The organism is Streptomyces sp. CLCI03, from assembly GCF_053615355.1.
Map to the genome: position 1 here is coordinate 2,623,167 of NZ_CM132132.1, position 14,398 is coordinate 2,637,564.

The 14,398-nt window shown below is 70.2% G+C and carries 13 protein-coding genes and 1 riboswitch; of the genes, 3 read left to right on the forward strand and 10 right to left on the reverse strand.

Annotation, left to right across the window (positions count from 1 at the left end; translation table 11 throughout):
- Window positions 1-56 precede the first annotated feature (56 nt).
- The 10 genes from ACWG52_RS11765 to ACWG52_RS11810 all read right to left on the reverse strand — a co-directional run bounded on the left by ACWG52_RS11765 (window position 57) and on the right by ACWG52_RS11810 (window position 10,774).
- Window positions 57-914, reverse strand: a complete 858-nt coding sequence (locus ACWG52_RS11765; protein WP_030725374.1) for a thioesterase family protein — start codon at window positions 912-914, stop codon at window positions 57-59.
- Window positions 915-961: 47 nt separating this feature from the next.
- Window positions 962-1,618 (reverse strand): trimeric intracellular cation channel family protein, encoded by a 657-nt coding sequence (locus tag ACWG52_RS11770; RefSeq protein ID WP_033224535.1) that lies wholly within the window; start codon window positions 1,616-1,618, stop codon window positions 962-964.
- A gap of 178 nt (window positions 1,619-1,796) precedes the next feature.
- The gene (locus ACWG52_RS11775; protein ID WP_033224534.1) at window positions 1,797-2,891 is read right to left on the reverse strand and encodes an ABC transporter ATP-binding protein; all 1,095 of its coding nucleotides are present in this window, start codon (window positions 2,889-2,891) and stop codon (window positions 1,797-1,799) included.
- A gap of 14 nt (window positions 2,892-2,905) precedes the next feature.
- Window positions 2,906-3,970, reverse strand: a complete 1,065-nt coding sequence (locus tag ACWG52_RS11780; RefSeq protein ID WP_389806127.1) for an ABC transporter ATP-binding protein — start codon at window positions 3,968-3,970, stop codon at window positions 2,906-2,908.
- A gap of 80 nt (window positions 3,971-4,050) precedes the next feature.
- Window positions 4,051-5,058, reverse strand: a complete 1,008-nt coding sequence (locus ACWG52_RS11785; protein ID WP_389805422.1) for an ABC transporter permease — start codon at window positions 5,056-5,058, stop codon at window positions 4,051-4,053.
- A 152-nt stretch (window positions 5,059-5,210) separates the two neighbouring features.
- Window positions 5,211-6,959, reverse strand: coding sequence for an ABC transporter substrate-binding protein (locus tag ACWG52_RS11790; protein WP_390138129.1), 1,749 nt, complete (start codon window positions 6,957-6,959; stop codon window positions 5,211-5,213).
- A 78-nt stretch (window positions 6,960-7,037) separates the two neighbouring features.
- The gene (locus tag ACWG52_RS11795; protein WP_033224625.1) at window positions 7,038-8,033 is read right to left on the reverse strand and encodes an ABC transporter permease; all 996 of its coding nucleotides are present in this window, start codon (window positions 8,031-8,033) and stop codon (window positions 7,038-7,040) included.
- Window positions 8,034-8,461: 428 nt separating this feature from the next.
- Entirely contained in the window at window positions 8,462-9,202 is a 741-nt protein-coding gene (locus ACWG52_RS11800) for an enhanced serine sensitivity protein SseB C-terminal domain-containing protein (RefSeq protein WP_033224623.1), read from the reverse strand.
- A gap of 94 nt (window positions 9,203-9,296) precedes the next feature.
- Window positions 9,297-10,031, reverse strand: coding sequence for an enhanced serine sensitivity protein SseB (locus ACWG52_RS11805; RefSeq protein ID WP_375942647.1), 735 nt, complete (start codon window positions 10,029-10,031; stop codon window positions 9,297-9,299).
- A gap of 86 nt (window positions 10,032-10,117) precedes the next feature.
- A complete protein-coding gene (locus tag ACWG52_RS11810; RefSeq protein ID WP_389805430.1) occupies window positions 10,118-10,774 on the reverse strand; it encodes an AAA family ATPase in 657 nt (218 codons plus the stop codon).
- 206 nt (window positions 10,775-10,980) lie between these two features.
- A riboswitch (glycine riboswitch) is annotated at window positions 10,981-11,084 on the forward strand.
- 175 nt (window positions 11,085-11,259) lie between these two features.
- Between ACWG52_RS11810 and gcvT the strand changes: the two genes are divergently transcribed.
- The 3 genes from gcvT (at window position 11,260) to glyA (ending at window position 14,134) form a co-directional block, all read left to right on the forward strand.
- A complete protein-coding gene (gene gcvT / locus ACWG52_RS11815) occupies window positions 11,260-12,375 on the forward strand; it encodes a glycine cleavage system aminomethyltransferase GcvT (protein ID WP_389805433.1) in 1,116 nt (371 codons plus the stop codon).
- A 101-nt stretch (window positions 12,376-12,476) separates the two neighbouring features.
- The gene (gene gcvH / locus ACWG52_RS11820) at window positions 12,477-12,860 is read left to right on the forward strand and encodes a glycine cleavage system protein GcvH (protein ID WP_033224526.1); all 384 of its coding nucleotides are present in this window, start codon (window positions 12,477-12,479) and stop codon (window positions 12,858-12,860) included.
- Window positions 12,861-12,877: 17 nt separating this feature from the next.
- On the forward strand, window positions 12,878-14,134 hold the full coding sequence (gene glyA / locus ACWG52_RS11825) for a serine hydroxymethyltransferase (protein ID WP_030763890.1): 1,257 nt from the start codon (window positions 12,878-12,880) through the stop codon (window positions 14,132-14,134).
- Window positions 14,135-14,398: the final 264 nt, after the last annotated feature.

The following is a 14,398-nucleotide window of genomic DNA, read 5'->3' on the forward strand; positions in this document are numbered from 1 at the left end:
ACGACGGCCGGCAGGGCACTCCTGGGGAGCGCGCTGCCGGTCGGATCGGGGAGCGGTCAGGCCGGGCGCAGGGCGCGGGCCAGTTGGCGGGACTGCGCGACCAGGTGGTCCGACGAGTCCCAGACCTCGGCGTCCTCCTCCAGGAAGCCACCGGCCAGGTTGCGGGTGGTGATGGAGACCCGGAGCGGGCCGGGGGCCGGGCGGCGGCGGACGTGGGTGGTGAGTTCCACGGTCGGGGTCCAGGCCACCAGGCCGAGGTCGAAGGCGGTCGGCGGCAGCGCGTCGACGGCCAGGAGCATGGAGAGCGGGTCGGCGTCGCGGCCGTCGGCCAGTTCGAACCAGGCCCGCATCTCGCCCTTGCCGGAGGGCGCGCCGACGGCCCATCCGGCGGTGGCCGGGTCCAGCCGGAGCCGGAGGCGGTCCACGATGGCGGAGCTCCCGGGGATCGGGGCCGGGCCCGCCTCGGGGCCGATGCAGTCCTCGTAGGCCGGGATGGCGGGCGGCACGGCGACGGTGCGCACGTCGTCGGGCAGGGCCGCGAGGTCGCCGTAGGAGGCGAGGACGCGGATGCGCTCGATCTCGGCGCCGCTCTCGTCGTACTGGAACAGCGAGGCCTGGCCGGTGGAGAGGGTGCGGCCGACGCGGACGACCTCGGTGCGGATCACGGCGGGGCCGGGCACGGAGGAGGTCAGGTAGTGCGCGGAGACGGTGAAGGGGTCCGGGTGCGGGAGGGCCGCCGACAGGGCCCGGCCGACCAGGGCCAGCAGGTAGCCGCCGTTCACGGCGGCGATGATCGTCCAGCCGGCGGAGAGTTCCGCGTCGTACACCCCGGGCTCGCCCGCGCGTGCGGTGATGGCGGTGTCGCGGTCGAACTCACTGTCGCCGATGGATGCCTTGGCAGCTGCGTGTGACATGTAAACGACGGTACACCGGCTTGCTACTAAGCGGTAGCTTTCTTTTGTTACGGCTCCTCGGCCACCGACGACCGCCTGTTCCAGGCCAGCGGCGCCCGCCAGTGGTAGCGCATGGCGAGGAGGCGCAGGACGAAGGTGGTGACGATCGCGAGGCCGGTGGTGATGCCGTTGAGGGCGTGCATGCTGATGAAGATCGCCACCATGGAGGCGCCCACCAGCGCGGGGACGGCGTACATCTCGCGGTCGCGCAGCAGCGAGGGCACCTCGTTGACGAGCACGTCGCGCAGGACTCCGCCGCCGACGGCGGTGGTGACGCCGAGTGCCGCGGAGGCGGTGAGGCCGAGGCCGTACTCGTAGGCCTTGGTCGTACCCGTCACGCAGAACAGCCCGAGGCCGGCCGCGTCGAAGACGTTGATGGCGTGGTTGATCCGCTGGACCTCGGGGTGCAGGAAGTAGACGATCGCGGCGGCGACGAGCGGGGTCACGAAGAAGCTGAGTTCACCGAAGGCGGCGGGCGGCACGGCACCGATGACGAGGTCCCGGAAGAGACCGCCGCCCAGGGCCGTGACGAGCGCGAGGACGGCGATGCCGAAGACGTCGAAGTTCTTGCGTACGGCGAGGAGGGCGCCTGCGGTGGCGAAGACGAAGATGCCGGCGAGGTCCAGGGCATGCTGGATCCCGGGCGGGAAGAGATCGTGGAGCACCGGGCCATTGTCACCTGCGGCGGGCTCGGCGGAATGCGGGGCTCCACCGAGCCCGCGGGTGTGCCGTGCGGCGCCATTGCCGGGGCTCCGCCCCGGACCCCGCGCCTCAAACGCCGGCGGGGCTGCAATCGGGCGGCCCTGCCCGGATGACCGGGCAGGGCCGTGACTGCCGAAGCGGTTACTCCGTGACCTTGGCCACCGCGTCCGCCGCGCCCGGCAGGGGCTGGTCGCCCGGGGCCTGGTCGGGGGCGTTCTCCGGGTGGTGGCAGGCCACCTGGTGACCCGGCTTCAACGCCAGCAGCGGCGGTTCCTGCGTCGCGCAGATCTGCGTGGCCTTCCAGCACCGGGTGTGGAAGCGGCAGCCGCTCGGCGGCGAGATCGGCGACGGGACGTCGCCCTTGAGCAGGATGCGGCCGCTCTTGGCACCGCGCCGCCGCGGGTCGGGCACCGGCACGGCCGACATCAGGGCCGTGGTGTAGGGGTGCATCGGCGCACCGTACAGCCCCTTGTTGTCGGCCAGTTCGACGATCTTGCCGAGGTACATCACGGCGATGCGGTCCGAGACGTGGCGGATGACCGACAGGTCGTGCGCGATGATCACGTAGGTGAGGCCGAGCTCGTCCTGGAGGTCGTCGAGCAGGTTCACCACCTGGGCCTGGATCGACACGTCCAGCGCCGAGACGGGCTCGTCCGCGACGACGAGCTTCGGCTTGAGCGCCAGGGCCCGCGCGATGCCGATGCGCTGGCGCTGACCGCCGGAGAACTCGTGCGGGTAGCGGTTGTAGTGCTCGGGGTTGAGGCCCACGAGCGACAGCAGCCGCTGGACCTCCGCCTTGAGCCCGCCCTCCGGTGTGACCTTCTGGAGCTTGAACGGCGCGCTGACGATGGTGCCCACCGTGTGGCGGGGGTTCAGCGAGCCGTACGGGTCCTGGAAGATCATCTGCACGTCGCGGCGCAGCGGGCGCATGCCCGACACACCGAGGTGCGTGATGTCCTTGCCCTCGAACTCGATGGAGCCGCCGGTCGGCTCCAGCAGCCGCGTGATCAGCCGGCCCATGGTCGACTTCCCGCAGCCGGACTCGCCGACGATGCCGAGGGTCTCCCCGCGCCGGACGTCGAAGTCGAGGCCGTCGACGGCCTTGACCGCGCCCACCTGGCGGCGGATCAGACCCTTGGTGATGGGGAAGTGCTTGGCCAGGCCGGTGACCTTGAGCAGGACCTCGGGAGACTCCTTGGCCTGCGCGGGGATGACCACCGTGTCCGGCTTCTTCATGTCAGGCGTCTCGGTCACAGCTTCGGCGCAATCTCTTCGGTCCAGATCCGGGTCCGCTCGTCCTGCGACATGTGGCAGGCGGACCAGTGGCGGCTGTCGTCCTCGGTCAGCTCGGGCCGGACCGTGCGCGTCACGTTGCCCTTGGGCACGTCGGCGTACGGGCAGCGCGGGTTGAAGGCGCAGCCGTCGGGGATGTTGATGAGGCTGGGCGGGGAGCCCTTGACCGGGATGAGGCGCTCGCTCTGTTCGCGGTCGATGCGCGGCATCGAGCCCAGCAGGCCCCAGGTGTAGGGGTGGCGGGGCTCGTAGAAGACCTTCTCGGCGGTGCCCCGCTCGACGCACCGGCCGCCGTACATGACGAGGATCTCGTCGGCCATCTCCGCGACGACGCCGAGGTCGTGCGTGATCATGATGACGGCGGAGCCGAACTCCTTCTGCAGATCGCGGATCAGGTCCAGGATCTGTGCCTGCACGGTGACGTCCAGGGCCGTGGTCGGCTCGTCCGCGATCAGCAGGTCGGGGTTGTTGACCAGCGACATCGCGATCATCGCGCGCTGACGCATGCCGCCGGAGAACTGGTGCGGGTAGTCGTCGACGCGCTTGCCCGGTTCGGGGATGCCCACGCGGTCGAGCATCTCGACGGCCCGCTTGCGCGCCGTCTTCTTGTCGACGTCGTTGTGGACGCGGTACGCCTCGATGATCTGGGCGCCGATCGTGTAGTACGGGTGCAGCGCGCTCAGCGGGTCCTGGAAGATCATCGCCATGTCGCGGCCCCGCAGCCGGCGCACCTCCTCGGGGTCGGCCGACAGCAGTTCCTTGCCGCCGAGCCAGATCTCGCCCGACATCTCGACGGTGGAGCGGCTCGCGGTGCTCGCCCGGTGCAGGCCCATGACGGCCAGCGAGGTGACGGACTTGCCGGAGCCGGACTCACCCACGATGCCGAGGGTGCGGCCCTTCTCCAGCTGGAAGGAGAGCCCGTCGACCGACTTGACGACGCCGTCGTCGGTGGGGAAGTGGACCTTGAGGTCGCGTACGTCGAGGAAGGCCTCGGAGGGCGGGCCGTCGCCCGGTCCCGCCACGACGGCCGTGGCGGTGGCGGTGTGCGCGCCGCGGTCGGCGGCGGCTTCGCCGGCCTCGTTCCCCTTCGGAGTCGGATCGGTCACGACAGCCTCACCCTCGGGTCGATGATGGCGTAGACGAGGTCCACCACCAGGTTGCACAGCACGATGAAGGCTCCGGCGAAGAGGGTCACCCCGAGGATCTTCGGCAGGTCGTTCACCGCGATGGCGTGGTACGCGTACTCACCGATGCCGTGGTACGAGAAGACCGTCTCGGTGACGATGGCGCCGCCGAGGAGCAGCCCGAAGTCCATGCCGAAGATGGTCACGATGGGGGTCAGCGCGGAGCGCAGCCCGTGGCGGGTGACGACGACCCGTTCACGCAGGCCCTTGGCGCGCGCGGTGCGGATGTAGTCCTCGCTCATGGTCTCCAGCATTCCGGCCCGGGTGAGCCGGGCGTAGAGCGCGGAGTAGAGGAAGGCGAGCGTGCACCAGGGCAGGACCAGCCCCTGGAACCAGGCGGCCGGATCCTCGGAGAAGTCCACGTACACATTGGTGAACACGGGCCAGTTGAAGACGAAGACGGCCAGCGAGAGCGTGCCGGTGAAGAACATCGGCAGCGAGACGCCGGCGAGGGCCACGCCCATCGCGAGCCGGTCGAAGAGCGAGCCCGGTCGCAGGGCCGACACCACACCGGTGGTCACACCGGTGATCAGCCAGATGACGGCCGCCCCCAGGGTGAGGGAGGCGGTGATGGGGAGCCGGTTGACGATGTCGGGCCAGACCTCGACGTGGTCCTTGAAGGAGTAGCCGAGGCAGGGGGCACTGCACTGCGAGGGGTCGGGGCCGTAGTTGAACTCACGGCCCACGAAGATGCCCCGCAGGAAGTCCCAGTACTGCGCGTACAGGGGCTGGTCGAAACCGAGGTTCTTCTTGACCGCGGCGATGGACTCGGGCGAGGGGTTCTTGCCCACGTACTGGGTGGCCAGCGAGTCGGCCGTGCCGCCGGCCAGCCGGGGCAGCAGGAAGAAGATCGCGAAGGTGATCGCGCTGACAACGAGCAGCAGGAACACCGCGGCGAACAGCCGCCGGACGATGTACACAAACACGGGGGTCGGCTTCGGCGTCCGCCGGTCCGCCCCGCACCCCGGTCGGGGGCGCGGGACGGACCGGCGCGCGCACTGCTGCCTTCACCTGCCTTCCACGGTTCTGGCAGATCTGGCTGAGAGGGTCGAACTGCCTGAGGACTTGACGTCCGGGGTTACTTCAGGCCGATGTTGAGGTAGTCGTACTGACCGCTCCACGCCGGGTTGGAGACCACGTTGCTGAGCTTGGGCGAGCGGTAGTGCAGGACCTTGAAGTAGGTCAGGGGGACGATGACCGCCTGGTCCATGACCTTCTTGTCGATCTCGCCGTAGACCTTCTCGCGGGCGGCGGAGTCGGTGTTGGCGATGTTGTCGTTCAGCATCTTGTTGATCTCGGGGTCGTTCAGCTGCGACAGGTTGGTGTTGCCCGTCTTGCTGATCGCGTCACCGTGGACGACCTGCTGCAGGAAGCCGAAGCCGCTCGGCCAGTCGGCGCCCCACTGCATCATCATGAGGCCGATCTTGTTGTCCTCGGTGAACTTCGGGACGCCCGCGTAGTCGCTGAAGTACTTGCCGGCCGGGAACTGCTGGATCTTGACCGTGATCCCGATCTTCTTCAGGGACGCCTGGATGGCCGTGGCCATGTCGACCTCGCCGGCGCGGTCGTTGCGCGCGGTGATGGTGGTCTCGAAGCCGTTCGGCTGACCGCAGGCGGTCAGCGCGGCCTTGGCCTTGGCCTCGTCGCCCTTGTCATCGGGGGTCTTGTAGGTGTTGAAGTCCACGTGACCCGGGATGTCGGTCGGCAGGACGGTGCTGGCGATGGCGCCACGGATCGGACCGCCGAAGGCGGTCTGCACCGACACCTTGTCGATCGCGTACTGGACCGCCTTGCGGCACTCGACGTTGTCGAAGGGCGCCACCTTGGTGTTCATCGCCATGTAGACCAGGCGACCACCCTCGGCGTTGTCCGTGTTGGGGTCCTTCGAGGTCAGCAGCTCGGTCTGGGTCTGCTGGGCCACACCGTTACCGACGATGTCGATGTGGGTGTTGCCGGCCTTCAGGTTGGAGTCGATCGTCTCCTGGTTGACCTTCAGCTTGACGACGATCTTCTCCGGGAGCTGCTTGCGCAGCGGGTCCGTGGAGGCGTCCCAGTTGGGGTTGCGGACCAGGACGGCCTGCTTGTCGTGCTCGTAGCTCTCGAACATGTACGAGCCCGAGGAGACGATGTTCTTCACATAGTCCGCGCCGTTGTCCTTGGCCTTCGGCACGGGGGCCGACTGCGGGTTCGCGAGCAGGTAGTCGAACTCGGCGAACGGCTGCTTCAGCTTGAAGACGATCGTCTGGTCGTCGGGGGTCTCGATGGACTGCAGTCCCGTGTCGGACTTGTCCTTGTAGGGGCCCTCGTACGGGGTCTCGTTGTTCTTGAGGTACTGCGCGAGGTAGTTCGGGCCGTTGGAGTGCACGTCACGCGCGAAGTTGCTGCGCTCGACCGCGTACTTGACGTCCTTGGACGTGACCAGCGAACCGTCGCTGTACTTGACGCCCTTGCGCAGCTTGTACGTCCAGGTGGCGCCGCCGTCGGTCGGCACGCCGAGGCCCTCGGCGAGGTCCGGGACCACCTTGTTGCCCTCGGCGCCCGGGGCGGGCGCGAAGGTGGTCAGCGGACGGGCGTACAGGCGGCTGAAGTTGAAGATGAAGCCGTAGTACGTGTTGCCGGGGTCGAAGGAGTCGGGGGTGTCGGACGCCTCGTAGACGACCGTCCCGCCCTTCTTGTCCGAGGCGTTGACCACGGCCTTGACGGCGGCGTTGGCGCCGGCCGACTTGTCGTCACCCGCAGTCTTGTCACCACCATTGCAGGCGGAGGCGGTGAGGGCGACGGTGATGGCGGCGGCAAGCACCGCGGCTGTTCTCGACCTGCTTCTCATGGCGGAGTGATGCCCCCTGATTCGGAGTGATGGTGGGTACTGGCGGAGCCTCGGCCGGGTGCCCGAGGAGCGGGAGGGTCAGCGCGAGCTCTTGGGGTCCAGGGCGTCGCGCAGACCGTCGCCCAGGAGGTTGAAGGCGAGCACGGTGACGAAGATCGCCATGCCCGGGACGACCATGAACATCGGGTCGACCTTGTAGTAGGCCACGGCGGAGCTGAGCATTCCGCCCCATGAGGCCTGCGGCGGCTGGATACCCACGCCGAGGAAGCTCAGGGAGGCCTCGAAGAGGATGTTGGTCGGGATGAGCAGCGTGGAGTAGACGAGGATCGGGGCCACCAAGTTCGGCAGGAGCTCCCGGAAGACGATGAAGGGGCCGCGGGCACCGAGGCTGCGGGCCGCGTCGACGAACTCCCGCTCGCGCAGCGACAGGGTCTGTCCGCGCACGATGCGTCCGATGTAGGGCCAGCTGAAGAAGCCGATCACGAAGATCAACACGCTGATGTGCAGCGGCAGTCCGTCGAGGCCGAAGGCCCCGCCCTGGAGGGCGGCCGAGATGGAGATCGCGAAGAGCAGCAGCGGGAAGGCGAGGAAGGTGTCCATCATGCGGCTGATCACCGTGTCGGCCCAGCCTCCGTAGTACCCGGCGATGATGCCGAGCACGGAGCCGATGAACACCGAGACCACGGTCGACCCGAAGGCGACCAGCAGGGAGACCCAGGAGCCTTCGAGGATGCGGGTGGCGATGTCGCGGCCGAACTTCGGCTCCACGCCGAGCGGGTGCTCCCAGCTGATGCCGCCGAAGGAGCCGACGGGGGTGGCCAGGGAGGGGTCGATGAGGTCCTGGTGGAGGGCGTCCGGGTCCAGCCCGAAGATCCACTGGATCGGCTGCGAGAGCATGGCCAGCACCACGAGCAGCAGCACGACCGCGCCGCCGGCCAGCGCCACCTTGTCCCGCTTGAGTCTGATCCACGCGATCCGGCCGAGCGAGCGCCCTTCGATCGCCTTTCGCGGAACCTCGGAGGTGGTCACGGCCGCGGGCTCGGCCGCGCTCATGTCCTGCAGTGGTGCCGTCATCGTGGTGGGACCCCTCTCGGCCGACATCGGTCGGCCCATGCCCGCCGCTGTGGCGGCTTGGTTCAATCGGCGTCGCTGGTGGTGCGATCGGCACGAAATGTGCCGGAAGTGCACGTGAAGAGCTGGTGTTTGTGAGATGGACCTGCCTTCGGTGGGGTGGAGTCTTCAACGCCCTCTCGAGCGCCCGCCAGACCCCCCGGGGATGTGATGCGCAACCGTGATCTACGCCTACACCTTCCGTTATCCGAACCCCGGGATCTGTTGAGCGGTGAAACACCGCCCGTTCTGCACGGAACGGACATCCGACCCAACTGCCCTTTCCAGCATGGATCTTGGGCGGTTCCACCGGATAAGCCGAAGGCCGCACCGATGGGTACCGGTGCGGCCTTCACGACGGATGTCTCGATATGCGGATATAGCGGAACGGGTCAGTAGGTCGGTGCCTGACCCTCGCGGTCGTAGAAGGGGCGGCTCTGCGCGCGCAGCCACATGGCGACGGGGTCGTGCTCGTCCCCGAGCGCGACCGTGCACACCGGGACCCCCTCGGGGACCACCCCGACCGACTGCCGCATCATCTCCCGTACGGATTCCAGCGCGGGCGCGGAGGCGTCGTACAGGTCCAGCCCGATCGCGAGGTAGGGGGAGCCGAGCGCGGGCTGCACCCAGGCGCGGCGCAACGACCGCACGGCCGGGGTGCGGTGCGCGTGCTGGGTCAGCAGCCCGTAGAACTGCGGGAGCTCGATCGCGGGCTCGGACAGCCGCAGCGGGCCGGCCGGCATCCGGTCCAGGCCGGTGGCGATCCGGCGCAGGTCGGCCCAGGGCACGCCGAGGCCGCCGCCCTGGGCGTGCGGGTTGAGCCACAGGCCCCAGCGGTCGGGGTACAGCGCTCGGGCGATGTCCCGCCCGGTGACCACCTCGTAGCCCCGGTTCCAGCCGCTGGCGGCCAGCTCCTGGGGGGAGGTGACGCAGGGCGCGTACCCGAGGCTCTCGACCTCCATGCCGCCGTACTGGGCGTCCGGGGAACCCGGCTGCCCCTGCCAGAGCAACATCCACAGCCGGCCCTCGGCGAGGGCGTGCAGGAGTGCCTCGTAACTCTCGTAGCGCCCGGGAGTCACCTGGCGCATCATGTGCTCGACCTGCCCGGCCGCGGCCGTGCCTGACGCACTCACCCGGAACCCCTCTTCGTCCGCCCGTCGCTCCACGCGTGTCCTCCGAACCGGCAGTCGCGCGTGCGGCCAGGAGATGTAACCAGCTTAAGCGGCCCTACGGCAGGTAGAAGGGGCGTACGCGCTCACGAATCCAGTCCGTGACCGGGTCCTGGGCGGCGTCCAGCAGGATCAACTGCACCGGCCACGGCGGCGGGACACGGGTCAGGGCCCGCTGGAGGGCCTCCATCGGCGCGCTCTGCGTCTCGGGTTCCCATCCCACCAGGCGGACACCGACGAACAGCTGGGGCGCCCCGCCCTCGATGCTGGCGAGGCAGCGGTGCGCGGCGGCGACCACCCCGGTGGCCCGGAACTCCTCCGTGGCGGCAGCCAGGAAATCCACCGGGTCGTCCTGCCAGTCGGGCTCGTAGAGCCGGACCCGGCCGCCGGTGGCCGGACCGTCGAGCGGGGTCCGGCCGGTGCGGCAGAGCTCCGCGACGGCGGGCGGCGGCAGCGGTACGCCGACGGCGCCCTCGGGATTGAGGGCGATGCCGAGCTGCGGGGGCAGGCCGCGGGCGAACTCGACGGCGGGAGCCACCGCGAAGTCCATGCCGGGGCCGACGCAGGCGAGGAACTGGGCCTCGGAGCTGTAGACGGGGACGTACGCCGCCCCGCCGATGTCCATGGTGGGCAGGTCGAGGGCGCCCGCCGTCGGGCCGCCCCCGCCCGGCAGGGGGACCCACACCTGGCTGCGCCCGAGGACCTCCAGGATCCGCCCCCCGGCGTCAGGCTGCCCGAGCGCCGCCCCGAGCACCTGCTCCAGCTCATTCCCCGGCCAGCCGCTGCCCTGCATCTACCCCTGCCTCTGTCCGAATCCCGCGCGTGTCGCCCCGCAGGGTACCGGCCCGGCCCCCGCCCTCGCCGCCGGGGCCCGGCCGGTCAGGCGTCGAAGGCGATGCGGGTCACGGTCGCGGCCGAGCGGCGGTCCAGGAGGGTCACCGAGGCGCAGCCGGCGGGCGGGCGGCCCGCGTCGGCCTCGCGGAGCAGCCGGGTGACCGCGCCGCGGTGGCGGGCGAAGGCGTAGGCGGAGACCCGGCGGCCGCGCGCGACCTGCCCGGAGAGGGCCTCCTCGGGGCTGCTGTCCAGCAGGAGCAGGTGCAGCGCCCGGCCCCGGCGGCGCGCGGCGGCCGCCAGCAGGCCGCGTACCCAGGTCTGCGTGCCGCAGTCGTGGACCACCACGGAGGCCCCGGAGCGCAGGATCCGCCACAGCCCCCAGTAGTGCGCGGCGCGCACCAGCGGCCGGTAGACCGCGTACGGCAGCGCCGCGGGCATGCGGCGCTCCCAGCGTTCGCGGGTGTCCTGGGAGTCCACCGCCCCGCCCTCGGCGGCCGCCCGCTTGATCAACGTGCTCTTGCCGCCGCCGGGCAGACCGGACACCACGACGATGTCACCGGCCGCGAAGCCGAGCCGGTGCGCGGCGGGCGCGGCCGGCCCGCGCAGGTCACGTACGCGGCCGAGGCCGGTCTCGGCCGCCCGTCCGCGCCCGCGCACGCCGCGCTGCGTCGGCACCGCCTCCACGGTTCCCGTCGTCGTCACCACTCCGAATCTCCGCACAGTGTTCGCCTCCCCCGATTCGGGTCACCAGGACCCTTGCCCACTGAGTGTAAAGAGACGGTAATCCGGCGGCCCCGGTTCCGGTCGGGTCCTTCGGAGGGCCGTACGAACTTTCGGACCCCGCCGCCCGATCTCGGGCATGGCGTGCAATGATGTGCGCCATCTGGACCAACTGCATACCGGCCGCTTGAATCCGCGCGGGAGAGTCCCGGCACGCCGCAAGGCCGTGCGCGGGCGCCGAAGGAGCAAGAACCTCCCTTGAATCTCTCAGGCCCCGTACCGCGTGGATGAGGCAGATCTGAAAAGCGAGCTGCTGCGCAGCTCCACCCAAGGTGCAAGTCGATGAGAAGAACCGGCGATCGATCGATCGGCGGAACTCTCGGCGAACCTCTCAGGTTCCGATGACAGATGGGGAGGAACGTCCTCGTCATGTCATGTCGATGCCCTGGGACCCGGGAGCCACACCCATGAGCACTGCCCCCCGCCTGACCGCCCTCGATGCGCTGCACCGCTCGCTCGGTGCGACCATGACCGATTTCGCGGGCTGGGACATGCCGCTGCGGTACGCCAGCGAGCGCGACGAGCACAACGCCGTACGGACCAAGGCCGGCCTCTTCGACCTCTCCCACATGGGCGAGATCACGCTGACCGGCCCGGAGGCCGTGAAGGCCCTGGACTACGCGCTGGTCGGCAACATCTCCACGGTCGGCGTGGGCCGCGCCCGCTACACGCACATCTGCCAGGAGGACGGCGGGATCGTCGACGACCTGATCGTCTACCGCCTCGGCGAGACGGAGTACATGGTCGTCGCCAACGCCTCCAACGCCCAGGTCGTCCTGGACGCCCTGACCGAGCGCGCCGCCGGCTTCGACACCGAGGTCCGCGACGACCGTGACGCGTACGCGCTGATCGCGGTGCAGGGCCCCGAGTCCCCCGGCATCCTGGCGTCCCTCACGGACGCCGACCTGGACGGCCTGAAGTACTACGCCGGCCTGCCGGGCACCGTCGCGGGCGTGCCCGCGCTGATCGCGCGTACGGGCTACACGGGCGAGGACGGCTTCGAGCTGTTCGTCGCCCCCGAGCACGCCGTGGAGCTGTGGCAGGCGCTGACCGAGGCGGGCGAGGGCGTCGGCCTGGTCCCGGCCGGCCTGTCCTGCCGCGACACCCTGCGCCTGGAAGCGGGCATGCCGCTGTACGGGCACGAGCTGACCACCTCCCTCACCCCGTTCGACGCGGGCCTGGGCCGGGTCGTGAAGTTCGAGAAGGAGGGGGACTTCGTCGGCCGCGCCGCGCTGGAGGCCGCCGCCGAGCGCGCCGCCACCAACCCCCCGCGCAAGCTGGTCGGTCTGATCGCCGAGGGCCGCCGCGTCCCGCGCGCCGGGTTCCCGGTCGTCGCCGACGGTCAGGTCATCGGTGAGGTCACCTCCGGCGCCCCGTCCCCGACGTTGGGCAAGCCGCTCGCGATGGCGTACGTGGACGCGGCGCACGCCGCGCCCGGCACGTCCGGCGTCGGCGTCGACATTCGCGGTACGCATGAGCCGTACGAGGTCGTGGCGCTGCCGTTCTACAAGCGGCAGAAGTAACCCCACGCACCACGTCCGCCGTCCGGGAATCCGTGCGGCGCCGTCTCAGTACCCAAGACCGCAGTTCGTATCCACTCCCCCGCATCCAGGAGAATCAGGTCATGAGCAACCCCCAGCAGCTGCGTTTCAGCAAGGAGCACGAGTGGCTGTCGGCCGCCGAGGACGGCGTCGCGACGGTCGGCATCACGGAGTTCGCGGCCAACGCGCTCGGTGACGTCGTCTACGCCCAGCTCCCCGAGGTCGGCGACACGGTGACCGCGGGCGAGACCTGTGGCGAGCTGGAGTCGACGAAGTCGGTCAGCGACCTGTACTCCCCCGTCACCGGTGAGGTCGTCGAGTTCAACCAGGACGTCGTGGACGACCCGGCGCTCGTGAACACCGCACCGTTCGAGGGTGGCTGGCTGTTCAAGGTGCGCGTCTCGGCGGAGCCGGACGACCTGCTCTCCGCCGACGAGTACGCCGCGCTCACCCACTCCGACAACTGACACCCCAGGGGATCCTGATGTCTGTTCTCAACACCCCTCTGCACGAGCTCGACCCGGACGTCGCCGCCGCCGTCGACGCCGAGCTCGTGCGCCAGCAGTCGACCCTGGAAATGATCGCGTCGGAGAACTTCGCTCCGGTCGCCGTCATGGAGGCCCAGGGCTCGGTCCTGACCAACAAGTACGCCGAGGGCTACCCGGGCCGCCGCTACTACGGTGGCTGCGAGCACGTCGACGTCGTCGAGCAGATCGCGATCGACCGCATCAAGGCGCTGTTCGGCGCCGAGGCCGCGAACGTCCAGCCGCACTCCGGTGCGCAGGCCAACGCCGCCGCGATGTTCGCGCTGCTGAAGCCGGGCGACACGATCATGGGCCTGAACCTGGCCCACGGCGGTCACCTGACCCACGGCATGAAGATCAACTTCTCCGGCAAGCTCTACAACGTGGTCCCGTACCACGTCGACGAGACCGGCGAGGTCGACATGGCCGAGGTCGAGCGCCTCGCCAAGGAGTCCAAGCCGCAGCTGATCGTCGCCGGCTGGTCCGCCTACCCGCGCCAGCTGGACTTCGCCGCCTTCCGCCGCATCGCGGACGAGGTCGGCGCGTACCTGATGGTCGACATGGCGCACTTCGCCGGCCTGGTCGCCGCGGGTCTGCACCCGAACCCGGTGCCGCACGCCCACGTCGTGACCACCACCACGCACAAGACCCTCGGCGGTCCGCGCGGCGGTGTGATCCTGTCGACGCAGGAGCTGGCCAAGAAGATCAACTCCGCGGTCTTCCCGGGTCAGCAGGGCGGCCCGCTGGAGCACGTGATCGCGGCCAAGGCCGTCTCCTTCAAGGTCGCGGCCTCGCCCGAGTTCAAGGAGCGCCAGGAGCGCACCCTGGAGGGTGCGAAGATCCTCGCCGCCCGCCTGGTCCAGGACGACGTCAAGGCCGTGGGAGTGGACGTCCTCACCGGTGGCACCGACGTGCACCTGGTCCTGGTCGACCTGCGCAACTCGGAGCTGGACGGTCAGCAGGCCGAGGACCGCCTCCACGAGGTGGGCATCACGGTCAACCGCAACGCCATCCCGAACGACCCGCGGCCGCCGATGGTCACCTCGGGTCTGCGGATCGGTACGCCGGCGCTGGCCACCCGCGGTTTCGACGCCGAGGCCTTCACCGAGGTCGCCGAGATCATCGCCCAGGCGCTGAAGCCCGCGTACGACAGCGAGGCCCTGAAGGCTCGCGTCTCCGCGCTCGCCGCGAAGTTCCCGCTGTACCCGACGCTCTAACCGGCGTCCGGCCGACGGCCACGGAAGGGCCCGGCCTTGTCACCGCACAGGCCGGGCCCTTCTCGTGACCGGGGCCCGCGACCGCTCGACGTGGTCGCAGTGAGTTCTCGCCCCCGCCCCTCCCCCTCCCGGCGGCCGCGGCGCCCCGCACCGGCGCCCCGCCTCGCCCCCTGGTCCGTACCGGCCCGGTCGATCACCCGGGCCGGGGACCGGGCCCGGCCACGGGTCACCGGCCGACACCCGGCCGACCCGTCCACGTAATCC